General features: G+C 63.9%; 22 protein-coding genes, 1 tRNA gene and 1 pseudogene. 15 read left to right on the top strand and 9 right to left on the bottom strand.

What is annotated here, in order from left to right; translation table 11 throughout:
- Positions 1-11 precede the first annotated feature (11 nt).
- The 7 genes and pseudogenes from I6F09_RS31735 (at position 12) to I6F09_RS31705 (ending at position 7,415) form a co-directional block, all read left to right on the top strand.
- A complete protein-coding gene (locus tag I6F09_RS31735) occupies positions 12-2,675 on the top strand; it encodes a glycosyltransferase (RefSeq protein ID WP_109143693.1) in 2,664 nt (887 codons plus the stop codon).
- A gap of 315 nt (positions 2,676-2,990) precedes the next feature.
- Positions 2,991-3,066: transfer RNA gene (locus I6F09_RS31730), tRNA-Lys, on the top strand.
- Positions 3,067-4,256: 1,190 nt separating this feature from the next.
- Entirely contained in the window at positions 4,257-4,604 is a 348-nt protein-coding gene (locus I6F09_RS31725; protein WP_036012559.1) for a response regulator, read from the top strand.
- Positions 4,605-4,720: 116 nt separating this feature from the next.
- Entirely contained in the window at positions 4,721-4,912 is a 192-nt protein-coding gene (locus tag I6F09_RS31720) for a hypothetical protein (RefSeq protein ID WP_225112455.1), read from the top strand.
- A gap of 1,448 nt (positions 4,913-6,360) precedes the next feature.
- Positions 6,361-6,554, top strand: a pseudogene (locus I6F09_RS31715) (hypothetical protein).
- A 207-nt stretch (positions 6,555-6,761) separates the two neighbouring features.
- On the top strand, positions 6,762-6,920 hold the full coding sequence (locus I6F09_RS31710) for a hypothetical protein (RefSeq protein WP_164936882.1): 159 nt from the start codon (positions 6,762-6,764) through the stop codon (positions 6,918-6,920).
- 324 nt (positions 6,921-7,244) lie between these two features.
- The gene (locus I6F09_RS31705) at positions 7,245-7,415 is read left to right on the top strand and encodes a hypothetical protein (RefSeq protein ID WP_193374992.1); all 171 of its coding nucleotides are present in this window, start codon (positions 7,245-7,247) and stop codon (positions 7,413-7,415) included.
- A gap of 13 nt (positions 7,416-7,428) precedes the next feature.
- Here the strand turns inward: I6F09_RS31705 and I6F09_RS31700 are convergent, their stop codons facing one another.
- The gene (locus I6F09_RS31700) at positions 7,429-8,100 is read right to left on the bottom strand and encodes a hypothetical protein (protein WP_225189810.1); all 672 of its coding nucleotides are present in this window, start codon (positions 8,098-8,100) and stop codon (positions 7,429-7,431) included.
- A 1,275-nt stretch (positions 8,101-9,375) separates the two neighbouring features.
- Positions 9,376-12,474 carry a DEAD/DEAH box helicase gene (locus I6F09_RS31695; RefSeq protein ID WP_225189817.1) on the bottom strand — a complete coding sequence of 1,033 codons (3,099 nt, stop codon included), beginning with the start codon at positions 12,472-12,474 and terminating at the stop codon, positions 9,376-9,378.
- Between the two features lie 499 nt (positions 12,475-12,973).
- Here I6F09_RS31695 and I6F09_RS31690 point away from each other — a divergent pair, with 499 nt between their 5' ends.
- Entirely contained in the window at positions 12,974-13,258 is a 285-nt protein-coding gene (locus I6F09_RS31690) for a Zn-ribbon domain-containing protein (RefSeq protein ID WP_225189809.1), read from the top strand.
- 4 nt (positions 13,259-13,262) lie between these two features.
- On the opposite strand, the gene I6F09_RS31685 is transcribed toward I6F09_RS31690, so the two are convergent.
- Entirely contained in the window at positions 13,263-13,655 is a 393-nt protein-coding gene (locus tag I6F09_RS31685; RefSeq protein ID WP_157286040.1) for an NUDIX hydrolase, read from the bottom strand.
- 133 nt (positions 13,656-13,788) lie between these two features.
- Positions 13,789-14,874, bottom strand: a complete 1,086-nt coding sequence (locus I6F09_RS31680) for an AI-2E family transporter (RefSeq protein ID WP_109143691.1) — start codon at positions 14,872-14,874, stop codon at positions 13,789-13,791.
- 221 nt (positions 14,875-15,095) lie between these two features.
- On the opposite strand from I6F09_RS31680, the gene I6F09_RS31675 reads away from it, so the two are divergent.
- A complete protein-coding gene (locus tag I6F09_RS31675) occupies positions 15,096-15,323 on the top strand; it encodes a hypothetical protein (RefSeq protein ID WP_036012574.1) in 228 nt (75 codons plus the stop codon).
- 102 nt (positions 15,324-15,425) lie between these two features.
- A complete protein-coding gene (locus tag I6F09_RS31670; RefSeq protein WP_027575377.1) occupies positions 15,426-15,728 on the top strand; it encodes a hypothetical protein in 303 nt (100 codons plus the stop codon).
- Positions 15,729-15,752: 24 nt separating this feature from the next.
- Here the strand turns inward: I6F09_RS31670 and I6F09_RS31665 are convergent, their stop codons facing one another.
- A complete protein-coding gene (locus I6F09_RS31665) occupies positions 15,753-16,199 on the bottom strand; it encodes a hypothetical protein (RefSeq protein WP_225139969.1) in 447 nt (148 codons plus the stop codon).
- Between the two features lie 125 nt (positions 16,200-16,324).
- Complete coding sequence (locus I6F09_RS31660; protein WP_225189808.1) at positions 16,325-16,540, bottom strand: hypothetical protein; 216 nt, start codon at positions 16,538-16,540, stop codon at positions 16,325-16,327.
- A 638-nt stretch (positions 16,541-17,178) separates the two neighbouring features.
- Between I6F09_RS31660 and I6F09_RS31655 the strand changes: the two genes are divergently transcribed.
- From I6F09_RS31655 to I6F09_RS31645, 3 genes are all read left to right on the top strand, one after another.
- Positions 17,179-17,766, top strand: a complete 588-nt coding sequence (locus tag I6F09_RS31655; RefSeq protein ID WP_036012580.1) for a formyltransferase family protein — start codon at positions 17,179-17,181, stop codon at positions 17,764-17,766.
- A 240-nt stretch (positions 17,767-18,006) separates the two neighbouring features.
- Positions 18,007-18,357, top strand: a complete 351-nt coding sequence (locus I6F09_RS31650) for a hypothetical protein (RefSeq protein ID WP_036012597.1) — start codon at positions 18,007-18,009, stop codon at positions 18,355-18,357.
- Complete coding sequence (locus I6F09_RS31645; protein WP_036012583.1) at positions 18,302-18,847, top strand: hypothetical protein; 546 nt, start codon at positions 18,302-18,304, stop codon at positions 18,845-18,847. The genes I6F09_RS31650 and I6F09_RS31645 overlap by 56 nt, the downstream gene beginning before the upstream one ends.
- A gap of 51 nt (positions 18,848-18,898) precedes the next feature.
- Here the strand turns inward: I6F09_RS31645 and I6F09_RS31640 are convergent, their stop codons facing one another.
- Positions 18,899-19,297 carry a RidA family protein gene (locus I6F09_RS31640; RefSeq protein ID WP_036012586.1) on the bottom strand — a complete coding sequence of 133 codons (399 nt, stop codon included), beginning with the start codon at positions 19,295-19,297 and terminating at the stop codon, positions 18,899-18,901.
- Positions 19,298-19,450: 153 nt separating this feature from the next.
- Between I6F09_RS31640 and I6F09_RS31635 the strand changes: the two genes are divergently transcribed.
- Positions 19,451-20,326: a DMT family transporter gene (locus I6F09_RS31635; RefSeq protein WP_225189816.1), complete on the top strand. Its 876-nt coding sequence runs from the start codon at positions 19,451-19,453 to the stop codon at positions 20,324-20,326.
- Between the two features lie 201 nt (positions 20,327-20,527).
- Positions 20,528-21,961, top strand: coding sequence for a caspase family protein (locus I6F09_RS31630; protein ID WP_057029251.1), 1,434 nt, complete (start codon positions 20,528-20,530; stop codon positions 21,959-21,961).
- A gap of 191 nt (positions 21,962-22,152) precedes the next feature.
- Here the strand turns inward: I6F09_RS31630 and I6F09_RS31625 are convergent, their stop codons facing one another.
- Both I6F09_RS31625 and cysK read right to left on the bottom strand, forming a co-directional pair.
- Positions 22,153-22,392: a BrnA antitoxin family protein gene (locus I6F09_RS31625; protein ID WP_036012607.1), complete on the bottom strand. Its 240-nt coding sequence runs from the start codon at positions 22,390-22,392 to the stop codon at positions 22,153-22,155.
- 3 nt (positions 22,393-22,395) lie between these two features.
- Complete coding sequence (gene cysK, locus I6F09_RS31620; protein WP_036012610.1) at positions 22,396-23,373, bottom strand: cysteine synthase A; 978 nt, start codon at positions 23,371-23,373, stop codon at positions 22,396-22,398.
- Positions 23,374-23,576 lie beyond the last annotated feature (203 nt).

Genomic DNA, 23,576 nt, shown 5'->3' with positions numbered 1-23,576 from the left:
GTTTAGCCGCGATGCGCGTTGTCGCCGCCGTTCTGTTGCTCGTGTCTGCGCTCCACGCAGGCAGTTGGGGAGTCCTGCGCGACAGGGAACCTGCGCCGGACTTCAAGGGCCTGGTGCCGAGCCTGTCCTATACGCCGTTCGAACCGGGCCATGTCGTCGACCTCAAGGTCGACCCCGACAAGATTCGCGCGGACTTGAAGAAGCTCTCGACCCTCACGCGAGCGATCCGGTCCTACACCGCGACGGAAGGCAGCGAGCTGGTGCCGCCGATCGCGGCCGAGTTCGGCCTCAAGGTCACGGTCGGCGCGTGGATCGACAAGGACGAGGATCGCAACGAGCGGGAGATCAAGGCCGCCATCGAGCTCGCCCGCAAGAACAGCAACGTGATCGGCATCGTGGTCGGCAACGAGGTGATCTACCGCGGCGAGATGAAGGTCGAGGACCTCATCAGCAAGATCAAGAAGGTCAAGAGCGCGGTCCGTGTTCCCGTGACGACGGGCGAGATCTGGAACATCTGGCGCGATTTTCCGGACCTCGCCTCCAGCGTCGACTTCATCGCCGCGCACGTGCTGCCCTATTGGGAAAACTTCCGTTCGGATCAGGCCGTCGACCAGGCCGTGGACCGCTACGACCTCCTGCGCAATCAGTTCCCGGGCAAGCGCATCGTGATCGCCGAGTTCGGCTGGCCGAGCGCAGGCTATAATTTGCGCAACGCAGATCCAGGTCCGTTCCAGCAGGCGCTGACCTTGCGCAACTTCGTCACCCGCGCCGAAGCGCTCGGCATGGACTACAACATCGTCGAAGCCCTCGATCGGCCCTGGAAATTCTTCGAAGGCGGCGTCGGTCCGTATTGGGGCGTCCTCAATGCCAGCGGCGAGCCGAAATTCGCCTGGACCGGCCCGGTCGAGAACCCCGACTATTGGAAGCTGATGGGCATCGCGCTGCTGGTCGGCGTGCTGCTGTCGTTACCGATCCTGCGGATCGAGAAGGCGACCGCGAGGCAAGCCTTCCTGCTGTCGGCGACCGCCAACGGCGTCGGCGCCTGGGCCGCGACCGTGTTCGCCTATTGGAACGGCCACTACTTCCTGTTCGGCTCGGCTTTCGCGCTGACGCTCGGCATGATCCTCCTTGTTCCGCTGGTCCTCATCGCGATGGCGCGCATCGACGAGATCGCCGCGGTTGCCTTCGGCCGGCCGCCGCAGCGCCTGATCGCCAAGAACAAGCCGGTCGAGAACGTGCCCGAGGATTACTGCCCCAAGGTCTCGATCCATATCCCCGCTTATTTCGAGCCCGTCGAGATGCTGAAGCAGACGCTGGATGCGCTGTCGCGGCTGAACTATCCGAACTACGAATGCGTGGTCATCATCAACAACACGCCGGATCCCGCCTTCTGGCAGCCGATCCAGGACCATTGCCGCGCGCTCGGTGAACGCTTCAAGTTCATCAACGCCGAGAAGGTGCAGGGCTTCAAGGCCGGCGCGCTCCGGATCGCGATGGACCGCACCGCGGCGGATGCCGAGATCATCGGCATTCTCGATGCCGACTATGTCGTCGAGCCCGATTGGCTGAAGGATCTCGTGCCTGCTTTTGCCGACCCGCGCGTCGGCCTCGTGCAGGCGCCGCAGGAGCACCGCGACGGCGATCTGTCGATCATGCACTACATCATGAACGGCGAATATGCCGGCTTCTTCGACATCGGCATGGTCCAGCGCAACGAGGCCAACGCCATCATCGTGCACGGCACGATGTGCCTGATCCGCCGCGCCGCGATGGACATGGCCGGTGGTTGGTCGAGCGACACGATCTGCGAGGACTCAGATCTCGGCCTTGCCATCCAAGAGCTCGGCTGGACCACCCACTACACGAATACCCGCTACGGCGCAGGCCTCCTGCCGGACACCTACGAGGCCTTCAAGAAGCAACGGCACCGCTGGGCCTATGGCGGCCTGCAGATCGTCAAGAAGCACTGGCGCCGCTTCCTGCCCGGCGCGAGCCGGCTGACGCCCGACCAGAAGCGCGAATATGGCCTCGGCTGGCTGAACTGGCTGGGCGCCGAAAGCCTCGGCGTGGTCGTGGCGCTGCTCAACCTCATCTGGGTGCCGATCGTCGCCTTCGCCGACATCGCCATTCCCGACAAGATCCTGACGCTGCCGATTGTCGGCGCCTTCATCGTCTCGCTGGTGCACTTCCTGTCGATGTACCGCGCCCGCGTCGCCATCAAGCCCGGCCAGATGCTGGGCGCCATGATCGCGGCGATGAGCGTGCAATGGACGGTGTCGCGCGCGGTGGCGCAGGGCCTGATCACCGAGCACATCGCCTTCGCCCGCACCTCCAAAGGCGGCCTGTCCCGCATGTCGATCGAGTTCCAGGCGTTCTGGGAAGCCGTGATCGGCACCCTGCTCCTGGTCGGCGCCGGCGTGCTGATCGCCACCAACAGCTACAAGCAGATCACCGAGATCTACATCTTCGCCGGCGTCTTGGTGCTGCAGAGCCTGCCGTTCCTCGCCGCCGTCGCCATCGCCATCCTCGAGCTCAGCCGCATCAACTCGTTCCAGTTCTGGCGCGACAGCGCGATCCGCACCGCCGAGCTGATCGGCCTGCGCCCGGTCGCGCTGCCCCACCCGACCGGCACGCCGCAGCCGGTGCCGAGCGAGGTCCGGCGGGAGACGAACTGATCCTGCTCCACGCCGGTCTTCGGCCTCGTGCCTGGAATCACGCGGTCTCCGGCGTGGATGACCGGCCGCCAATCGAGGTGAGAATTTTGGCCTAAGCGACGGATAGCCCAGGCAAATCCCCGCTCCTGCCGCGATCTTCGGCAACCACCCGCACTATTGACCTCCGCAGCCACTCCCCCTACACAGCGCGGGCCGAAGGCATGATCCGGAAACAGCCGGTTTTCCCCGCGACGCGATCTCTAGGCGAAGCGGCAAGACATGCCTCTCGAATGTCCGAACACGATGGCGATCTCTTCGAGCCATCAGCGGCCATGGGAGCGCGTAGCTCAGCCGGTAGAGCACGTGACTTTTAATCACGGGGTCCTGGGTTCGAGCCCCAGCGCGCTCACCAAGCTAATCAAGCACCTAGAGCCAAAATTCAGCCCTTCGAGTTGAGGGGATTTTTGGGGCCTGCACACAGTGTGCACACTCGCCGGGTGCAGCCATGACCGCCATCGATATTGTCGGCTGGGTTCTCTTGGCAGTGGTTATGGTGCTAACCCTAGGCTTTGCGAAGAAGCCGCCAACGTGAGCCGTGCCATTCACAGCGGGTTCATACGTGCTGAGGCACGCTGCGCCCCATGGAGATTCTCAGATGATCGTTTCCGTGCTCGCCGCAGCATTACTTATGGGCCCGCCCGTGCCGGGGCTGGTTCAGCCACCCATCCAGCAGGTCCAGTATGGTGTGCCAAGACACCCGCCTCCATGCGGCCACGGTTGGGACCTGAGCGCCCGAGACGGCATGTGTTATCCGAACGGAGCCCTCCCTCCTCAAGAACAAGCTGCGCGGCAGTACTATCATCGCGGCGGCGGAGGTTACGGTGGAGGCTACGGTAGACATCCCGTCCGATGCGGCCACGGCGCCGACGTCGATATTCGAGACGGTCGGTGCTACCCCAACGGCACGGTGCCGCCACAGTTTCAGCAGGGCCGGCAGGGATATTACGGTTATGGCGACTATTATCACCGCCCAAGGCGCCATTACTATTAAGCTATCAAAGGCCCGCCAGCGCGAACCGGCGGGCTCCTGTCACAAGCCTGTGGCATGTCCGTTGCATAGTCGAAGCCAACTGGGATTTCAGCGCTCAGTTTGAGAATGACACGCTGCCGGGACATGTATTTCGAGCCCGGCAGCGTTCGATTTCGAGACTCGTGAGACAACCGCTATGGCATGAGCAGAATCAAGCGCACGGGCACATTTCCGGAGCCTGCTGCTTCGCCTCCTCCGGATCATCGTCCTCAGCGTCGCTGTCGTCCTGCTCCATGTCGGTGAAATAGTCGCCTCGCATGCTCTTGGTTCATTGCCCGATCCAGGCTCCCGGCCCTGGGTTCGAGCCCCAGCGCGCTCACCAATAAAATCAAGTAGCAAAAATCGAAATGCCGTCCGGCTCAGCAGGTGGGCAGGAACAAAGGTCACCCGTTCCAGCTTGAGTCTCGCTGGCTCGTCGGCCGAGTTGGCGGAGGCGGCGCCGACCAGCCGGCACTATGTTTTCTGCGCATGGGTCCTCATGTCGTGGACGAAGAGCGCGACTGGAGGGAGACTTGCGGGTTCTTGTAGCCGAAGACGAAGACCTGATCCGCGACGTGGTGGTCGACATCCTGGAGACTCACGGGCACGAGGTGATGGAAGCTGATAGCGGCGAGCGCGCGCTCGAGCTCTGTGCCGAAGCCACACCCGATCTCTTGTTCACCGACATCAGGTTGGCGGGCTCGCTGACGGGCTGGGATGTCGCCATCCAGTGCAGGCAATCCAATCCGCGCATGCCTGTGATCTACGCCACCGGCTACACGCACGCCGCTCCGCGTCCGGTGTCCGGCAGCATCATGCTCCAGAAGCCGTTCGGGCTTGAACGCCTCTTGGAAGCGATGCAGTCGCTCGCGGGCGATTAGCTGCAGCCAGCCGCGGTCAATGCTCCGCAGACTGACAATTGTCAGTCGTCCGACTCCACGCAGGAACGAAGGGCCTTCCGCACGCTTTGGCAGGAATGCCAAATGTCTCGCCCGGGATGGTCAGGCCGCTGCGGCTCGCTCTGCTGTATGGGCACCTGATCGCGCGGGGCACGCGGCTGTATCATCCGGGCGGCTCGCAGCCGGTGTGCAGCCTGTCATTTGCCAAGCAAATGGTCGAGGCGGGTTTGCTCTGCGCAAATGGCGAGAGCTTCGAGCTGACGCAGGAAGGCCGGAGCTTCGCCGGTTGATGCGCACATCATTGGCTTCCCCACGAACTCAACAACCGCTGGCGCGTGACCAGGGTCGTGAAGTCAAGCGAGGCGTTCCAAGCAGCCCGCCCGCCGGATCTGACAATCTACGGTGACAGTGCACTCAGCTGTGAACGAAAACTCGACCAATTGCTACTTTTTCCCGAAACGATTCACATATGCGAATGAAGCTACAAAGAAGAATGCCGCTTCCTGAGAGGTGCTGGGCAAATCGGGAGCATGCTTCATTGACTGACGAGGTTCCGTCGCAAAGCCGATTTTTCATTCGCATGGGCGGCAAGGGTTGGATGGTCTACGATCGAGAACGCAGGGGCCCAGCACTGATCGGGACCGATATGGCGGCCAATCTGACCAAGGAGCGAGCTGAACAATTGCTACTTCTGCTGATGCCCTCACGCGCGGAGAGGTCGCGTGCGGCGAACGATGGTGGTCCGCCAGCGTGAACCGGTAGGCCCCAATGGTTGCGGCCTCCTTTCTCGGGCGCCGCATTCGAACGTGTTCACCGGCCGCCGTTCGCGTTGCCGTCGGGGCTGGTTCTGGCCTAGACCTCGAAAATTTAATGCTGGACGGTATCTTTTGAGACACCCAGCTCGAATGTTTGAGCAGACGATATCACCCGGCGTGCCACGCTGAGTGGTGCGTCGGGCGGCCTCGGTGTGTCCGCAGCCAGCCCCGGGACGCCCGGGGCCGTTCCTTTGGATTCACGTTTGTTGATGCAGGAACGTCCCTCCAGGACGAACATGTCGTTACCGGGGCTGGCAAGTTTCATCTCGGATCTATCGTAACCCGGTAGGGCCGCTGTTCCAGAGCGGCGGCCCTTGTTCTGAAGCGTGAACCGGGGGCCGCGCCTAGCGCCTCTTTGGCCGATCGGTTTCTGCTGATCGCGATTTAGGGTTGCCACCCTTGCGAATTGTCGGGGGCGGCTTGCCCGCGTGACTATGCCTCTCTTGCATTTGCTCGGCTGCGACTACGCGCGAGCGCAGATCTTCCAATGCGGAAAGCCCAGAAGCAAGCTCATCGAAACGCTGCTTCAGAACAGCGGTGTGATCGAAAGTGCCCATGTACCCCCTCCGTCAACGAGCCGACCGAAAAGTGGGAAAATCATGCAATCGAGGAATGCAGAGGCATGGAGTCAGTTCCTTTGAAGAGTGCTGCGCCGTTGTCGCAGTTCGTGCGATGCGACTCGGCTCCTCCATCCGCGAACGCTCAGAGGCAGGCGCCACGGCCACGATCGCAAATCGCGCCTAGCGCCAATGACGGCCCCGACCGTGGGGGGCTTTTGGGGTGTGAGGCCGGGGCCGCTGGAGGTGCTTGGACCTTTGGGGAAGGCCAAAGCCACCGAAGACTAGGAAAAATCGGCAATCGCTTCTGCTCGCTTTCGCACATTGCTTGTACGTTTTGTTTGCGCAGAACGAAGCCAATTGCCAATGAAGGACTATCTGGCGCAGATCGAGAAACTTGCAAAGATGCGGCCGAACGCGCCCTGATCCGCGACTTGGCTACCGATCCAGCCAAGCGCGAAGTGTTCGACAGGCTCGCAAGCCACCTCACGGTCCTTGCTGACCAAGTGGAAATGGCGATGGTTGAGCGGAAGGCCGGGACCGACCCGTCTCGGCCTTAGAAGCACGCCGCGGATCCGGTGCCCGATCCGCGCAGACATGGCCCAGTGATTTTGTGGCTCCAGGCTTCGAAGCCGCAGTGGTGGTCGACATGCTGAGCGGAGCTGCGGAGATGCTGATGCACTGCCAATCCAGATCAGCATGGGAACGTTTCGATCGGCACTGAGTCCTACAGGCGCAATCCATCCCGTTTCCTCGTGGATCGAACGATGGAAAAAGCACTCGCCTATGCCATCTCGGCGGCCCTTGTGGGCTTCGGTCTTTTGATCTTTTTCGCCGGTCTGTCTTCCAGCTCGCCCGCCTTATGGACGATCGTCGCGCTGGTCCCGATCACGATCGGGATCGTGAGCGCCTTTGGTCCTGTGTGACTTGATGTGGAAACCAGGGCTTTAGGTCAGCCCGTCTGTATTTTCCGAATCGGCAACCCGTGTTCGCTCTCTCGGAGCTTCCAACCGCTGGTGACGCGCGTGAGCCATTTCGTCTCGATGCTTCTGCTTGCGACGGCCCTGGTCCTGACGTTGTGCTTCGGAGTGGCGGCCTGGCGCCTCTCGGCAGACAAAGAGGCCGACATCACCGCCACGATTTCCCATCAGGAATACGGTTGGAGGCCAAGGCCCAGCAACTGAAACTTTGACAAACCCGCTGACATCGCGCCGGAAACGTGTAGGATTCCCCAAAACCGGAGGAACGGCATGTTTGAAATCAACGGTTTCGACACGGCGGGCGTCGTCAGCCTCAAGCGGGCGTCACTCGCCGCGGCCCTCAAAAAGGCCAGGGAGCTGGTCGAGGACGGATGCTGGGACGTTCAGGTCGTTGATCCCACAGGCCGGGTCTACACCTCGTTCGAGGAGGAAGCGGCCTAGCCAGAACGCGTCCTCAGCTCTCCGGCGCCGCCACCGCAGCCGGCGCGGTCAGCGGAGCCCCTCCGATCGACACCGGCCCTAGAGGCCCCAGGGGCTTGGGCTCACGCACCAGCCGCTTGCGCATCGCGGCGGACAGTCCGTAGCGCGCATTCGCTCTGCGAACGGACGATGTCACGTCCGACATCATCACGTTCTGCAGCGAGTCGACCTTGGCGATCAGCGTGGTGAGCTGCGAGGAGATCTTCTTCACGTCGACCCGCTCGTCCGTGATGCTCTGCCGCAGCGACAGCAGCAAGAATGAATCCTGCTGCAGCAAGGCTGCATTCTGCTGCAGGGTCTGGTTGTTCTCCTGCAGCGAAGCGGTGTGCTGCTGCTGGGCCGACTGGATCTCCTTCAGGGCGGTGACGACCGGATCCGGTTTCGGTGCCGGTGCCTCCTGCCGCGGCAGCAGTTCGGCGAGGCTGGCAACATTCAATGACGGCATGCCGGAGGGCGACGTATAGATGGCCGCCGCGCCGTTGATGGCGAGGGCACACACCGCCAGCGGCAGGATCGTCTTGCGGCGGGGCGTGATTGGCGGCGTTTCAGCTTCCGGGCCTGCGGGTTCCTGCGCGCCTGCAGCGTCTGCAAGGGCGACGGCGTCGAGCTCTTCGGCGAAGCTTGGCGTTTCGAAGGACGTGGTCATTTGCACTGACCCCCATGGAGCGAGCAACAGGAAGCCGCCCCCTGGAACGCCCTCGCGACGATCCGCTTACGCAGCACCCATACACAACTGCCTAAAATTGTCGGCTTTCTGGATTAATTCCGCGTTAGCGGCGCGGCCGGCGGACGAGCCGGCGCCCCCGGCCGATTACGGATCCGGCGCAAGCTCCTCGCCGCGCATCCGGCAACAGCCATGCCAGCAACGGATTTTCCGAAGTTGGCATAATGCCACTGTTTTGCCCGACAAATCAACGGCCAAGTGACGGCGCCTCCGGCACGGACTCGGCACGATAGGCCTGATCCGGGTCGTGGACCACGCTTGCTTGGGCCACCTCGGCCGCGATGGACGCGCCGAATGCAGAACGCCTTATCGCACAAGCACATAGCTACTGTGCATGGGGTTGTTTTCGCACTTTCCGATTTACCCCTCGTCCAGCAGCTCGAACAGCTCGCGCGTCCGCTCAAACCGCGAGCGCCACATGTGCTTTGGTAGAGCGCGATGCACCGAGTCGACCTGTTCCCCCGTCGCTCGCAGATTACAAACCTGGTCCTATCGGGCTCGTAACGCGTTTGGGCGACACAGTCGTTCGTCGCTCGACCCGGGCCTTGGCATCCAGCACCTTGTCTCCAGCTCGTGCGGCTCGCGGCCGACTGATCTGGTCCGAAAGGCTCGAGCCTCTCCCTGACAGACTATTTGAACCAACACTGGCGTTTCCTTGAGCCTGTGTTGCCGGTCGGAATCTGCTTTGGGAGAACGCCGAACCAGCGGCCTTTTGATCTTCATTGCTCGTGCCGCTGCCAATTGCGCCGATCGGCAGGCCATTTTGAGCGCGACCAGCCCCGGCATTTCTCGCGGCCTGAGCTGCCGCCCGCGACCTCGCAGGCGTGGCGGGCTGGACGTTCGAATTGGTCGCTTCGCTGTTGGTGCCCAGATCTCCGCCGGGCGCGATGTCCTTCGTCCCCATCCCTGGGGGTGCTGAGGGACCTGCATTGCCCGCACTCGTCCCCATTCCAGAAGGCGCCGAGCCGCCAGCGCTACCCTGCCCCGTTCCCATGCCCGCTCCGGCGGAGCCGGCATTTGCGCCGCCCGCTTGCACCAGGGCCAACAGACATGAGCCTGCGACAATTGTGGCAATCACTGGACGAATGGCATGTGACATCGGACGATCTCCTTCGCCACGCCCAAATTAACTATAATGGTGGAGCAGGGTTTCCGCTACGAATTCGCAGTTGCGAGCGCTGACGAACGCGCAAGCCCCTACCCCTCGTCCAGCAGCTCGAACAGCTCCTCCACCCGCTCGAACGGCGCATCGCGCATCGGGCTGTGATAGACGACGCGGTCGCCGTCGCGTTGCAGTGACTTGCCTCGCGACTTGCGCAGGCGTCCGGGCAGGAACGTCGCGGCCGCAGCTTCAGGCCCGACGTCGAGGCGGATGATGCCGCGTCGCTTGCATTCGATCCTGAGCTTGGCCGCGGCGAAGAAGTCGCGCGCGAGCTTTGGCAAGGGTCCGAAGCGGCGGGAGGTTTCCTCCTCGAGGTCGTCGAGATCGTCCTCGTCGTTGCATCGTGCGGCGCGGGCATAGAGCTCGAGCCGCACCGGCTCGGACTGCACATAGCTCTCGGGCAGCATGTCCCCGACCGGCAGGTTGAGGTCGGGCACCCACAGCTGCTCGTCGCTCTTCTCCGAGGCCATCTTCAGCAGGTGGCTGTAGAGCACCGGCCCGAACACCTGGACGTGGCCGGATTGCTGCTCCGAGAACAAATCGCCCGCGCCGCGCAGATCCAGGTCGCGCTCGCTGATGGCAAAGCCCGCGCCCGGCCGGCTGAACTCCTCGAGCACGGCGAGGCGCTTCTCGGATTGTCCGGACTCCGTCTCGGTGAGCAGATGCGCGAAGGCGCGGATGCCGCCGCGGCCGACGCGTCCGCGCAGCTGGTGCAGCTGGGCGAGGCCGAACTTTTCCGGCCAGCACACCACGATGGTGTTGGCGCGGGGAATGTCGAGACCGCTCTCGACGATGTTGGTCGCGAGCAGGACGTCGGCATGGCCTTCGACGAAGCTCATCATGCGGTCGTCGATCTCGTCGGCCGCCAACCTGCCGTGCAGGCAGACGATGCGCAGGTCCGGCGCCACGGCCCGCACCCGCGCCAGCATGGGATCGAGATCCTGGATGCGCGGGCAGATCAGGAAGCTTTGGCCGTGGCGGCGCTGCTCGCGCAGCAGCGCCGAGGCGATCGCCGCATCCGACAGCGGCGCGATCCGGGTCGCGACCGGAAGCCGGTGCACCGGGGGCGAGGCGATCACGCTGAGATCACGGAAGCCGGCGAGGCCGGCGGCCAGCGTACGCGGGATCGGCGTCGCGCTCATCATCAGCACATGGACGTTCTTGGCGAGCCCTGCGAGCTTTGCCTTTTCCGCCGCGCCAAAATGCTGCTCCTCGTCGACGATGACGAGGCCGAGATCGTCGAACCTGACGTCCTTGCCGGTGAGCGCCTGCGTGCCGATCACAACCTTGATCCGGCCGCTGCGCAGGCCCTCCCTGGTCTCCCGCAGCGCCGCGCCCGAAGTGGCGCGCGAGAGGTTGCCGACCTCGATGCCGAACGGGGCAAATCGCTTCTGGAACGTCGCGACGTGCTGGCGGGCCAGCACCGTCGTCGGCACCGCGACCGCCACCTGCTTGCCTGACAGCACCACCGCGGCCGCCGCGCGCAGCGCGACCTCGGTCTTGCCGAAGCCGACATCGCCGCAGATCACCCGATCCATCGGATGGCCGGATGCGAGATCATCCAGCACGTCCCGGATCGCCTGGGCCTGGTCGATCGTCGTGAAGTAAGGAAAACGCGCGACGAACTTCTCGTAGGCCGATCCCGGCGGCACCAGCTTTTCGCCGCGCCGCCGCCGGCGCTGGCTGATGTGCTTGGCGAGCGCCTTGCCCGCGATCTGGATCTCGCGCTCGGCCTCGCTGCGGCGCGCCCACCACGTGCTGCCGTCCGCCTTATCGAGCGAAAGCCTGCCGAGCTCGGCGGCGTAAGGCCACATCAAGGCGAGATCGGGCGGCGGCACCAGCACCGCATTGTCGCCGGCGAACTTCAGGCGGATCATCTCGCGCATCGCGCCCCCGCCGGTGTTGACGGTCTGCAGGCCGTCGAGCACGGCAAGGCCGCGCTGGAGATGAACGGCCACCGTGCCCTGCTCCGGCGCATCGGCATGGTCGAAGGCCGCGCTCCAGGCGCGCGCCATCGGCTGCGGATGATGCGCGCGGCTGCCGAGCACGTCGGACGCCGTCACCACGACCAGAGGCTTCTTCGCCGGCACGACGAAACCGGCATCGAGATCGGCGAGCAGCGCCGTCTCGCCGCCCCGCCCGCGCGCCGCCTCCTCCCAGTCTTCGCAGCGCTCCGCCTTGACGCCGCTCATCCGCTCCATCACGCGCAGATCGTCCTCGTGAGCGGCAACGAGGATCAGCCGCGACCCGGCCCGGCGCGTCTCCTCGACGAAGCCACGCAACGCCTTCCGGGAGGATGTCAGCTTCGAAAATTCCGGGATGGCCTGGAACGGTGCCGTCCGCGGCAGCACCTTGATGCCCTTGGAGAGCCGCTTCCAATCGCTGCGCCCGAGATATTCGCGCTCCCGCTCGCTGCGGGGCGCGGCCTCCTCGATCGTATCGAGCCATCCGTCGGCATGCGACGGCACGCCGGCATCGGCGATCCATCTGGCGCCCGCGCAATAATCGAACAGGCTGGCGCGCTTGCCGCCTTTGCCGGCAAGGCCGAGCCGCTCCGACATGGGATCGACGAGCAGCTCCCTGGTCTCGAAGATGATCCTATGCTCATGCGGGTCGAAGGCCACGATCCGTTTGATCGTGTGCTGCGAATGCTCGATCCGGAACGGCCCCAGCGCGCCCGCCGGGAATATCTCGAAGGTCTGGCCGTGGAACAGCGCCCCGCCCGGATAATCCGGCTCATCGTCGAGATCGTAACCGAGGGATTGGAGGCGGGACTCCAGCTCCTGCTCGGAGAACGTGCCGCCCACCTTCAAGCTCAGGCTCAGGCGCGACAGGCTGGCCGGCGGCGGCATCCTCTCCATCACCGCTTCGGCCGTCGATACCAGAAACACCGGCTTCTTGGACTTCGCAAGGCGCCTCAGCACGGAGGCTCTGCGCCCCGCGAGCTCGTGCGAGGGCTCCAGTTGATCGAACGGCAAGGTATTCAAGCGCGGAAACACCAGCACCTCGCAGGCGGGGTCGAGCGCGTGAATGACGCTGCCGAGCCGCTCCGCCCTGTTCTCGCTCTCGGCGAGAAACACGATGCCGCTGCGTCCGGACTGCTTCCATTGTCCAAGCAGATGAAGGGCCATCATGCCGAGAGGCGACGAAGACGAGATCGTGGCACGCTGCGATCCTTTGCTCTTCTTCGGCGGCTTCTTGGCCACCCTTGCCTTCGTGGAAAGCCTCACTTGGACCCGTTTCTGCTCTTGAACCGCCGCAAACTGAATGCGAGCCGCCTTGCCCCTCGAATCGGCAGCTCGGCGCCATGCATATGGGATTTGCCCTGCGAACGCACCCCTCCTCGATAACGTTCGAGGCGGCGGCGCGATCCTTTCGATCTGCTCTTGGCTGTGAGAATGGAGGCACGAAAAAGCCCCAGCGCTTGGAGCCACGCTGGGGCGTTTCGTTCGAAATGAATCGGTTAAGCAATGACGTCTTCATAGCAGCGGTTTCGCCGCGCGCTTGTGAACTGGTTCACACGTCTTGTTGGCTCGGCGATGTCTGACGGCATCCAGCCACGCCGGCATTCAAGCTTTCTTCAGACATTTCGGATCAGCTGACGATCCATTTCAAAGTGATTGTCATCCGCGCATGAGTTCGGTCCAGGTTCAGTGCACGCGGTGCAAGAACGTGTTTCGCGATCGCGCCGGCCGGTTGCAGGACGGCTATTCCAGGCAATGTCCGAGCTGCGAAGTCGTGCTGTTCTTCGCCGAGGACTCGCAGCATCCTTTCATCAAGCGGGCGATGCGCAGTGCGCGCCAGGTCCGCAAGGAGATGCGGGAGCTCCAGGCCGCGAAGCTCGCCGCACCCGAGCCGGAGGCGGCGCAGTCGAGGAGGTTTGCTGGCAGGACGCGATCGGCGGCGCGGGAGGACTAGCGGCTCAGCTTCGCCGCCGCTTGCGCGGAAACAGGCGGTCGCGGATGTAGCGCGAGGTCGCCGTCAGGCGGATGCCGCGGGGCTTGTGCCAGGCGGCGCGGTCGATCTCCTTCTTGTCGCCGATCGCCAGCCTGCCCTTGGCGGACTTGGCGATGAAGATCGCGTCGCTCATCTTGCGGCCGGAGCGCTTGTTCCTCGCCTTCACTTCCTTCCAGAGGCTGATCCTGCCGAGCTTCAGCTTGGGCAATTCCTCCTTGATCTCGCGCCGCAGGCAGTCCTTCTCCGACTCGCGCGCACGCTTGCGGCCGCCCGGAAACATCCACAGGCCGTCCGACCGGCGTCTGACCAACAATACCTTGCCGCGCCTGGCGGCAACCAGCTTGGAAGACTTTGCCATTGCTGCCGTTGTCGAAAACAGAATCGACCCAATGGTAACTTGTCTAGTCAAACAGACAAGTTAGCGACGCGCCTTGATCACAAGCCACGAGCTAACCGGCATGGGCGGCTGACACCGCGCTGGCGGGGCGAGATCAACCCTTCCCCGCCTCCGCCCGGTCCTCGGTCCTGATCCAGGCCATCATCATTTCCCAGGCCACCGACAGGATGATCGGTCCGATGAACAGTCCGACGATGCCGTGGGCCAGCGTACCGCCGATCACGCCGACGAAGATCACGATGGTCGGGGTGGTCAGGCCACGGCCCATGACCAGCGGCTTCAGCATGGTGTCGATGAAGCCGACCAGGACGAAGAACACGGTGAGCAGCAGCGCGGTGGTGACGTCCTTAGCGGTCCAGATCCAGATGATCACTGGCAGCAGCACCAGGAAAGCACCGATCTGCACGATCGAGAGCAGCAGCACGATGAAGGCAAGAAGGCCCGCGCTCGGCACCGAGGCGAGCTTGAAGCCGATTCCGGCGAGCAGCGCCTGGACGATCGCCACGCCAATGACGCCCTGCGCCACGGCGCGGATGGTCGCACCGGCGAGCGAGAGGAAATGCTCGCTTTGCTCCGGCACGATGCGAAACAGGAAGTTGCGGCCGGCCGCGACCAGGCGCGGCCCATGCGGAAACAGGAAGCCGGCCACGAACACGGAGACGAGAAACTGGAGCGTGCCAAGGCCGGCGTCGCCCGCGAGCGAGAGCAGCGGGCCGGCCAGCGGCTGAAGATACGGCGCCACCTCGCGCACCGCCGTCCGAACGTTGTTGTAGGCCTGATCCCAGAGCTCGTAGAGCCAGGGGCCGACCAGCGGCCAGGACTTAAGCTGCTCCGGAGCCGATTGGAGCACGAGGTCGCCGGTGCCGAGCTGGTGCGCCAGCTCACGCACGCCGTCCACCGCGCTGATGCCGAGCCAGGTCGCCGGGCCGATGACGATACCCAGCGTGATCAGGGTCAGGATTATTGCTGCGGTTTTGGGTCGGCCGCCCAGGATCTTGGCGACCCAGCTGAATGCCGGATAGAACGCGACCGCCAGCACGCCGCTCCAGGCCAGGATTGGCACGAATGGGCGGATGATCAGGAAGGTCCAGATGATCAGCAGGGCGAGCAGGCCGAGGCGGATCACGAGCTGGATGACGTCCTCGCCCGTCAGCAACTGACGGAGGCTTTTCACGGGCACAGCTTTCCTTGCGGCATGAACGCAACTTCCGCGCTTGCGGGCTCAGCCGTTATTGCCAGCAACGTATCTGGCGTCAAGACGACCGGCTGCCGGATACCACATCGCCCGCCCCCAACCCGGCTTGGCTAACGCGGGTTAACCGGATTTCCCCGCGCCGGTTTACGCCCCTGCAAATGCTGGTGACTACCTTTCTTCGTAGTCACCGAAACGCATTCTGGGTCATGGCCAACAGCATCTGGACGATCGAAGAATTCACCTGCACCGGTTGCGGCATGAACTACACCGCGACCAGAGAGGAGCACAGCGAGGCTCACAGCGGCAACTTCAAATGCGGCATCTGCAGCGGCATCGTGCATGCCTGGTCCGGCAAGCACCACTTCTTCGGCTGGCAGGCCGTGAAGACGAGGCCACCGGTGTTCGGGCGGCGCTGGGCCGGCGTCGAATGGTAAGCCGCCTGCGGTGACGCCGGATCCGCCGAATTGCGCCGGCGCCGTTTGCACTCCGTTCACCGATCGCGGCTAGATCAGGACGGATCCTCCGCTTCGAACGCCATGGCCGACCTCAACGCCGTCCTGACCAGGCTCAACGACCGTCTGCTTCGCCTCGAGGGCGAGCTGTTCGTGCTGCGCTCGCTGGCGCGCGCGACATTGACCGCGGGCGACGACCATGCCGCGCGCATGCGCAAGCTGGTCGAGGCCGCAAAAGTCGCGCTCGACGACGAGGCCAAGCGCCCTCTCGACAAGCCGACCCGAAAATATGTCGATGCCGCAACCGCACTGGTGGAGGAGCTGCTGGTCGAACCCACCCCGGCGCGGCCGCTGTTCACGGTGATCGACGGCGGCCGGCGCGACTGAGCGCCCGCCTCAGCACGGCGATGACTACCGCCCATACATGCCCGGCGCACGTGCCCCGTGCGGGTAGCACTGTCCCTGCGAGTAATTGTAATCATAGCCGTCCGGACAGAGCCCGCCGCGTCGTCCGTAATATTGAGGGCGACCGTAAGCGCCGGGCGCGTGCGCACGATTCGGGTAGCACTCGCCTGTCGAGTAATTATAGTCGTAACCGTGCGGGCACAGGCCACCACGGCGCCCATAGCCCGAGCCGTGGCCCCCGGTGTAGACACCCGGCGCGTGACGGTCGTTGGGATAGCAGCGGCCGTTCGAGTGGTTGTAATCGTAGCCGTGTGGACATTGCCCGCCCGGACCGCCCCTGAACTGAACCTGCTCCACCATGGGCGCTGTCGGCGCCGCAGGCACGGTTGCAAACGCAAGCAGGCCGGCCAGCGCAAGTTCGATCATGACGATTCCTTCAAAACACGGGGACAAGCCTATCAGGATTCGCGTCCCACGAAACGACATGGCAATTGACGCATGGCTGGCCTGAACCCCGCATGAACCGGGCTCGACTGCGACAATGCGTCAACGCCAGGCATCGCGCACGATGCCGACGTCTAGATCGTGGACTTATCCGACTTGAGCCGGCTGAGCCCCGCCTCGATGATCGCGATCTCCTCGTCGATCTGACCGATCGGCAGGCTGAAATCATAGCCGGACCGGCTCTTCAGATCGACCGCGAGCCGCTGCCTGTGGATCATCAGCTCGTCCAGTCCACGGCGGTTCTTCAGACGCACATAGGCGTCGACGATCTGCTCGATCGCGTTCGGCATGAGATCTGTCCCGGCGAAAAGGCCCGGCGGCGCGCCCACGCCGGCGGACGATTTCGGTGTCACGGTACGCAATACAAATCCGCGACGGATTCGTCGATACGCCAAGCTGGTTGAGATCGTGTTACCGTTCGATGATTTCGTCAGTCGTGGGCATGAAAGGCCGCCGGCGGCCAAAAGCCGGGGTCGAAAACGGATGCGGGTTTGAAATGTCACCAGCCCCGGTTGGCGCACCCTTATCAGCCAATCCGAGGCATCTCTGTTAAGAACGGAACACAGGAACCCGCTACAGGCTCTCGTCGACGACGCAGCGCCCCAGGCAACGGTAGGCGTCCGAGATCGGCGCCACCTGATGGCGCAACGCCGGTCGGGACCGCCGGGTAAGGCCCGCCAGCTTGGGCCGACGTGGCCGCCAGCAGCGTCGCGACAACAAAAAACCCGACGCTCCGCATGCCTTCACTCCCAAGCCGATGTCATGCCCGCTTGGAAGGCGCCGGACGGCTCGACGGCGCAATCCCGGCGCTCGCGCAAGCGGCACCCGGCGCATTGTTGATAACCCACGCAAACGCTGCGCGGGTGGTGACAGGGCATGCGGACGTGTTATCGGGGGATGACGCAGTTGCGAGACGGATCGGACACCCATGCGAATTACCCTCGTCGGCTCCCGCCATTTTGGCGTGACCACCCTGAACATGCTCCGGGAGCACAGCGTCTCGGTCGTCCGGGTCGTGGTGGCGGACGCCGACGACCGCCTCGCCGCGGCGGCCAAGGCGGCGGGCATCGAGGTGCAGGTGCAAGCCAATCCCAAGCTGGTGGTGGCTTCCGAGATCGCCCCGGACACCGATCTGATCATCACCGCGCACAGCCATGCCAGGATCGGCAAGGATGCGCTCGCCGCCGCTAGGCTCGGCGGGATCGGCTATCATCCCTCGCTGCTGCCGCGCCACCGCGGCAAGGCCGCGGTGGAATGGACCATCAAGGAAGGCGACCCCATCGCTGGCGGCACGATCTACCATCTCGCCGACCGCATGGATGCCGGCGCGATCGCCGCCCAGGACTGGTGCTTCGTCAAGAAGGGCGAGACCGCACGAGAGCTTTGGGAGCGCGCGCTGGCGCCGCTCGGGCTCAAGCTGCTGGCCGACGTGATCGATTACGCCAAGGTCCACAAGGCGCTACCCGCCAAAGTCCAGGACGAGCAGTTCGCGACCTCCGCGCCGAGCCTCTCCTGAGCCAAGATCCTCTGAGCCAGCCCTCTGAGCCGAAGTCTCCTGGAGCAAGCTCTTTCCGAGTCGTCCTGACGTTTACCCTTAACGTGCGGCGCCCTTGATTCTGCTTCGGAAATTGGAGCCAAAAGCGCAAATAAACCATTGTTCCCAAAGGAACAATTTTCGCTTTGGCATCGCAACAAATTTCCGTCACATTTCGTCCGAATAAGCGTCAACAACTCAGACACATTCAAGGACGAATTCATGCGTTTTGGTCGCATTGCGGTGTTCTGTGCCGCCCCAGTTCTCGCTGGCACCCTCGCCGCCCCCGCCTTCGCCCAGAATCCCTATGACGGCAATTGGCAAGTCACCATCGTGACCAAGAGCGGTTCGTGCGAGCCGACCGCAAGCTCGATGCTGACGGTTGCCGGCGGCAAGATCACCGCGCCCGGCGCTAACGTTTCCGGCACCATCGGCAGCGGGGGACTTGTGAAAGTTTCGATCAATGGTGCATATGCCAACGGTCAACTCAGCGGCAACGCCGGATCGGGGAAGTGGAATGGAGCATCTGCAGGCATACCGTGCAGCGGGCGGTGGGAAGCATCGCGCCAATAAACCAATTGAGGCTCGCGCCCGGAACCGGCGGCTTCTGATCGCGGCCGCCGTTTTGTTTGGGGCTGGGATCGCCGCGACCGAAAGCAGTGCCCAGTCGGGTCCGTTCGCCCCACTGGCGGGCAGCTGGAGCGGCGGTGGCACGGTCACGCTGGATGACGGCTCGACCGAGCGGATCCGCTGCCGGGCCAAATACGCTCCGATCGGACCGACCATGGAGATGTCGCTGACCTGCGCCAGCGATGCCTACAAATTCAACCTCGGCGCCAACGTGAAGGCCGAAGGCGGCGCCATTGCAGGCAGTTGGTCCGAGACCAGCCGCAACATCTCCGGTTCGCTCCAGGGCCGCGGCAGCGGCGGAAGCTACGAGCTGGTGGCCTCCACCGCGGGCTTCAACGCCAACATCTCTCTCAAGACGTCCGGCAACAAGCAGAACGTCACGATGCGCGCGGACAGTCAGTTCCGCGGCGCGCACATCTCGATGTCGAAATAAGACGCTAGCTCACGCGACAATCGATCCGGCGCCCGCGCCGGATCGATTTTTTTATGGGCCGGGCACGAACGCCGTGACCTCGATCTCGACCTTGGCACGCTCGTCCACGAGGCCTCCGATATAGAGCAGCGTCGAGGGCGGAAAATTGCGGCCGAGCGTTTCCTTCCAGGCCGCGCCAATGCCGGCACCTGCCGCTTCGTACTCGGCGCGGCTGGTCAGGTACCAGGTCAGGCGGACGATGTGCTCGGCGCCGGCACCGGCCTCGCCCAGCAGCTTGACGATCCGCTTCAGCGCCGTCGCGACCTGGGCTGCCATGTCGGGATCGTAACTGCCGGCCTCGTCGCCCCCGGTTTGGCCGGCGAGTACCACCCATCGGCCCGGCCCCTCGGTCACGACGCCGTGGGAAAAGCCGCGCGGTTTTTTCCACTCGGCCGGCTGCAAGATGCGCATGGGCAATGTCTCCCGATCTTTGTCGTTTTTCGCTGATGCCTTAGCATGCCGCCCAGCATCGCTGCATCCGCAGATTTGGCCGTTGCAAACGGCGGCAATGTCGCCGATACCGGCCGCCCCTCCTCTGTCCATCCCTTTCCGTATCCGCCGCAGATGAGCACCACACCGTCGAAAATGATGGCTGCACTGTGGATGGCCGGCTGGCTGTCGCTGATGCTGATCATGGCAGTGGCCGGGCGCGAGACCACGCGCGAGCTGAATGTTTTTCAGATCATGGAAATGAGGTCGCTGGCCGGCTTCGTCTTGCTCTCACCGATCATCTACCGCGCCGGCGGCTGGAAGGTGCTCAAGACATCGCGGTTGCCGCAGCATGTCGGCCGCAATTTGGTGCACTATGTTGCCCAACTCGGCTGGTTCTTCGCACTGACACTGATCCCGATCGGCCAGGTGGTCGCAATCGAGTTCACCATGCCGATCTGGACGGCCGTCCTCGCGGCGAGCTTCCTGTCCGAGCGGATGACGCCATGGAAGATCGCCGCCATCGTGCTCGGCCTCGTCGGCGTTATCGTCATTGTCCGCCCCTCGACCGGGGAGATCAATCCGGGGCAGCTCATCGCGCTTGGCGCCGCCATGGGATTTGGCGTCGCGATGGCGCTGGTCAAATCGCTGACCCGCACCGAGAGCGCTCTCTCGATCCTGTTCTGGATGCTGGTGGTGCAGTCGGTTGCGGGCTTCATTCCGACGCTGTTGGTCTGGACGTGGCCGTCGCTCTATGTCTGGGGCTGGGTCGGCGTGATCGCCGTCTGCGGCACGTTCTCACATTATTGCCTGGCCAGTGCGATGCGCTACGCCGACGCGACGATCGTGGTTCCGATGGATTTCCTGCGGGTTCCACTGACTGCAACTGCCGGTTGGCTGTTGTATTCCGAGCGGCTCGACGCCTGGACCGTGCTCGGCGCCGCGCTGATCCTGTTCGGCAATTTACTCAATTTGAAGCCCGTTTCGTCGGTTCCCGCCCGGGCCAGGTGAACCTCGCGCCGCCTCGCGCGACAAAACCAAGTGGCCGTGTGATTTGGATCACGTTGGAGCGACACTCCATCGTGCACATTCGGCCACACAGCAGCGGGTTGAACGCAACGGACTGCCGTTTTGGTGGCGCGAAGTCGGGCACTTCGTGTAGGTTCGTGGCCGATTTGTTGCTGCCTGCAATTCGATTCTGGGGATTTCAGAATGCGCTATCTCACCCTCCTCGCTTCGCTGATGTGCATGGCGCTGTCGATCAGTGCCGCCAAGGCTGACCGCCGCGTCGCCTTCGTCGTCGGCAACGGCTCCTACAAGAACGTCGCGCAATTGCCGAACCCGCCGATCGACGCCAAGGCGATGGCGGCCACGCTGCGCAATGTCGGCTTCGAGGTGATCGAAGGCTCCAATCTCAGCCGCGACCAGATGACCGAGAAGCTGCTTGATTTCGGCCGCAAGGCGCAAGGCTCCGATATCGCGCTGTTCTATTATGCCGGCCACGGCATCGCCGTCAGCGGCACCAATTACCTGCTGCCCGTCGATGCCGACATCAAGTCGGAGATGGACGTCAAGCTGGGTGCCGCCATCAACATCGACCTGACGCTCGAGCAGACCATGGGCGATGCCAAGGTCAAGCTCGTCTTCCTCGACGCCTGCCGGGACAATCCGTTCGCCGCGAAGATCAAGTCGAATTCGGCGACCCGCAGCGTCAACGTCCAGAGCGGCCTCGCCGAGATGAAGTCCGGCGAAGGCACGCTGATCGCGTTCGCCACCGGCCCGGGCCAGACCGCACTCGACGGCCAGGAAGGCAACAACAGCCCGTTCACGCGGGCGTTGATTGACAACATCACCAAGCCCGGCGTCGAGATCCAGCAGGCCATGACGTCGGTGCGCGCTCAGGTCAATGAAGAGACCCGCAAGGGCCAGCTGCCCTGGGGCCACACCAACCTGACCGGCTCCGTCTATCTCAATCAGGCGCCGACCACCCAGGTCGCCGCTGCGGCCCCGACCGCGACCGGCATTGTGCCGGCGGCGACCGGAAGCTCGGACGGTGTCGAGCTCGAATACTGGCGCTCGGTTAAGGAGTCCAACAAGGCCGAGGAGCTCAATGCCTACCTCACCGCTTACCCGAACGGCCAGTTCAAGGCGCTGGCGCTGGCGCGGCTAGCGGCGATCAAGAGCGGCCCCTCGACCGCGACCCGCACGCTCAATGCCGGCGTCGATCCCGCCACCTTCACGGATGAGGCTACCCAAGTGACCGAGGACCAAATCGGTCTCGACAAGAATAAGCGCCGCGACGTGCAGCGTCGACTCACGGCGCTCGGCTTCGACACCAACCAAACCGGCGTCTTCAACGACGAAACGCGGTCCGTGCTCAAGCGCTGGCAGACTGCGCGCGGCTATCCCTCGTCGGGTTATCTCAACAAGAACCAGCACAAGGCCCTGCTCTCGGAAATCGTGGCTGCCCCGGCAACGGCGAGCGACGGCAGCCAGAAGCCGGCTCGGCGCGCCGCCACCGCCCCGGCTCAGAGCAGCGCGCCGGCACCGGCTCCCCAGCCACGCAGCAATCCCGGCGATGCTGCCGGTGCGGCCTTCGTCGGTGGCGTCGTCGGCGGCATGATGGGCGGCATGTTCCGCCGCTGAGAGCGAGACGGATCCCAGACGACAGAAGCCCGGCTCGCGCCGGGCTTTTTCGTTTGTGATCCTCATGGTGAGGAGGCGCGAAGCGCCGTCTCGAACCATGAAGGCGCGCCTCGACCAGCGGGGCCTTCATCCTTCGAGACGCTTGCTTCGCAAGCTCCTCAGGATGAGAAGCTACAGCCCATCCGCGAAGTCTACTTCCCCGCCACCTTGCGCAGCGCCTCGTTGATGCGATCCTGCCAGCCGGGACCGCCCTCCTGGAAGAACTCCAGCACGTCCTGGTCGATGCGCAGCGTGACCTGCTCCTTGATGCCGGGCACGGCGTTTTGCTTGGGCGGCGCCGTGGCGACCTTGGCCGTCACCTTCTTGAACGCCGCCTCGGCCTCGGTCCTGGCATCGCCCAGCGTGCGCGGCCGTCTCGGTTGATCCGCCATGTCCTAGATTCCCTCAAACAGAGCCGTCGAAAGATACCGCTCGGAGAAGGACGGCACGATCGCCAGGATGGTCTTCCCGGAAGCTTCCGGCCGCTTGCCGATCTCGAGTGCAGCGGCGATCGCGGCGCCCGAGGAGATGCCGCCCGGAATGCCCTCATGCCGCGCCAGCGCGCGCGAGGTCTCGATCGCCGTGGTCGAGTTGATCTTCACGATCTCATCGATCACGGAGCGGTCGAGGATGTCAGGGACGAAGCCGGCACCAATGCCTTGGATCTTGTGCGGAGTATGCTGTCCCCCCGAGAGCACCGGGCTCTCCTCCGGCTCGACCGCGACCACACGCAAGCCCGGCTTGCGCGGCTTGAGTACCTGGCCGACGCCGGTGATCGTGCCGCCGGTGCCGACGCCGGCCACGAAGAAGTCGATGCTGCCGCCGGTGTCGTTCCAGATCTCCTCCGCGGTGGTGCGGCGGTGCACCTCCGGATTGGCGAGGTTCTTGAACTGCTGCGGCATCACCGAATTCGGCGTCGTCTTCAAGAGCTCCTCGGCGGCCGCGATGGCGCCCTTCATGCCCTGCGCCGCCGGCGTCAGCACCAGCTCCGCGCCGAGAAAGGCCAGCATCTTGCGTCGCTCGATCGACATCGATTCCGGCATCACCAGCTTGAGCCGGTAGCCGCGGGAGGCCGCGACGAAGGCGAGCGCAATGCCGGTATTGCCGGAGGTCGGCTCGATCAGCACGGTGTCCGGCTTGACGATGCCCGCCTTCTCCATCGCGATGATCATGGCCGCGCCGATGCGGTCCTTCACGCTCGCGGCAGGATTGAAATATTCTAGTTTTGCCAAAATGGTCGCGTTCACGTCGTGCATGCCGGGCAGCCGGCGCAAGCGCACGATGGGCGTGTTGCCGAAGGCATCGACGATCGAGTCATAGATCCGGCCACGGCCGGGTTGGTGCGCTGCACCCGTGTTGGACGATACGTCCATGATGAACTCCCTGTGGCGACGATCTGCACGTCTGTCGCGGCCCTGCGCAGTTACGGACAGCTTGCGGCGACACGCAAGCGGCAATGCAGCACATGTTAAATACGCTGCATCGCAAAATCGCGTGAGCTTTAATTAGCAGAAAACCAACGCATTTGTGTTGCGACCTCGTCAACTGATTCTGCTTATGTTAGACTTAGGTCTCA

The sequence above is a fragment of the Bradyrhizobium sp. IC3195 genome, from assembly GCF_020193585.1.
Taxonomy (GTDB): Bacteria; Pseudomonadota; Alphaproteobacteria; order Rhizobiales; family Xanthobacteraceae; genus Bradyrhizobium; species Bradyrhizobium yuanmingense.
This window is presented reverse-complemented; position numbering and strand designations above follow the sequence as displayed.

Bases quoted from the DNA above. Each gene is read 5' to 3' on its own strand.
- I6F09_RS31735 (WP_109143693.1), top strand. From the start codon at position 12: ATGCGCGTTGTCGCCGCCGTTCTGTTGCTCGTGTCTGCGCTCCACGCA.
- I6F09_RS31720 (WP_225112455.1), top strand. From the start codon at position 4,721: ATGGTCAGGCCGCTGCGGCTCGCTCTGCTGTATGGGCACCTGATCGCG.
- I6F09_RS31710 (WP_164936882.1), top strand. From the start codon at position 6,762: ATGGAAAAAGCACTCGCCTATGCCATCTCGGCGGCCCTTGTGGGCTTC.
- I6F09_RS31705 (WP_193374992.1), top strand. From the start codon at position 7,245: ATGTTTGAAATCAACGGTTTCGACACGGCGGGCGTCGTCAGCCTCAAG.
- I6F09_RS31700 (WP_225189810.1), bottom strand. From the start codon at position 8,100: ATGACCACGTCCTTCGAAACGCCAAGCTTCGCCGAAGAGCTCGACGCC.
- I6F09_RS31695 (WP_225189817.1), bottom strand. From the start codon at position 12,474: ATGATGGCCCTTCATCTGCTTGGACAATGGAAGCAGTCCGGACGCAGC.
- I6F09_RS31690 (WP_225189809.1), top strand. From the start codon at position 12,974: ATGAGTTCGGTCCAGGTTCAGTGCACGCGGTGCAAGAACGTGTTTCGC.
- I6F09_RS31685 (WP_157286040.1), bottom strand. From the start codon at position 13,655: ATGGCAAAGTCTTCCAAGCTGGTTGCCGCCAGGCGCGGCAAGGTATTG.
- I6F09_RS31675 (WP_036012574.1), top strand. From the start codon at position 15,096: ATGGCCAACAGCATCTGGACGATCGAAGAATTCACCTGCACCGGTTGC.
- I6F09_RS31670 (WP_027575377.1), top strand. From the start codon at position 15,426: ATGGCCGACCTCAACGCCGTCCTGACCAGGCTCAACGACCGTCTGCTT.
- I6F09_RS31660 (WP_225189808.1), bottom strand. From the start codon at position 16,540: ATGCCGAACGCGATCGAGCAGATCGTCGACGCCTATGTGCGTCTGAAG.
- I6F09_RS31655 (WP_036012580.1), top strand. From the start codon at position 17,179: ATGCGAATTACCCTCGTCGGCTCCCGCCATTTTGGCGTGACCACCCTG.
- I6F09_RS31650 (WP_036012597.1), top strand. From the start codon at position 18,007: ATGCGTTTTGGTCGCATTGCGGTGTTCTGTGCCGCCCCAGTTCTCGCT.
- I6F09_RS31645 (WP_036012583.1), top strand. From the start codon at position 18,302: ATGGAGCATCTGCAGGCATACCGTGCAGCGGGCGGTGGGAAGCATCGC.
- I6F09_RS31640 (WP_036012586.1), bottom strand. From the start codon at position 19,297: ATGCGCATCTTGCAGCCGGCCGAGTGGAAAAAACCGCGCGGCTTTTCC.
- I6F09_RS31635 (WP_225189816.1), top strand. From the start codon at position 19,451: ATGAGCACCACACCGTCGAAAATGATGGCTGCACTGTGGATGGCCGGC.
- I6F09_RS31630 (WP_057029251.1), top strand. From the start codon at position 20,528: ATGCGCTATCTCACCCTCCTCGCTTCGCTGATGTGCATGGCGCTGTCG.
- I6F09_RS31625 (WP_036012607.1), bottom strand. From the start codon at position 22,392: ATGGCGGATCAACCGAGACGGCCGCGCACGCTGGGCGATGCCAGGACC.
- cysK (WP_036012610.1), bottom strand. From the start codon at position 23,373: ATGGACGTATCGTCCAACACGGGTGCAGCGCACCAACCCGGCCGTGGC.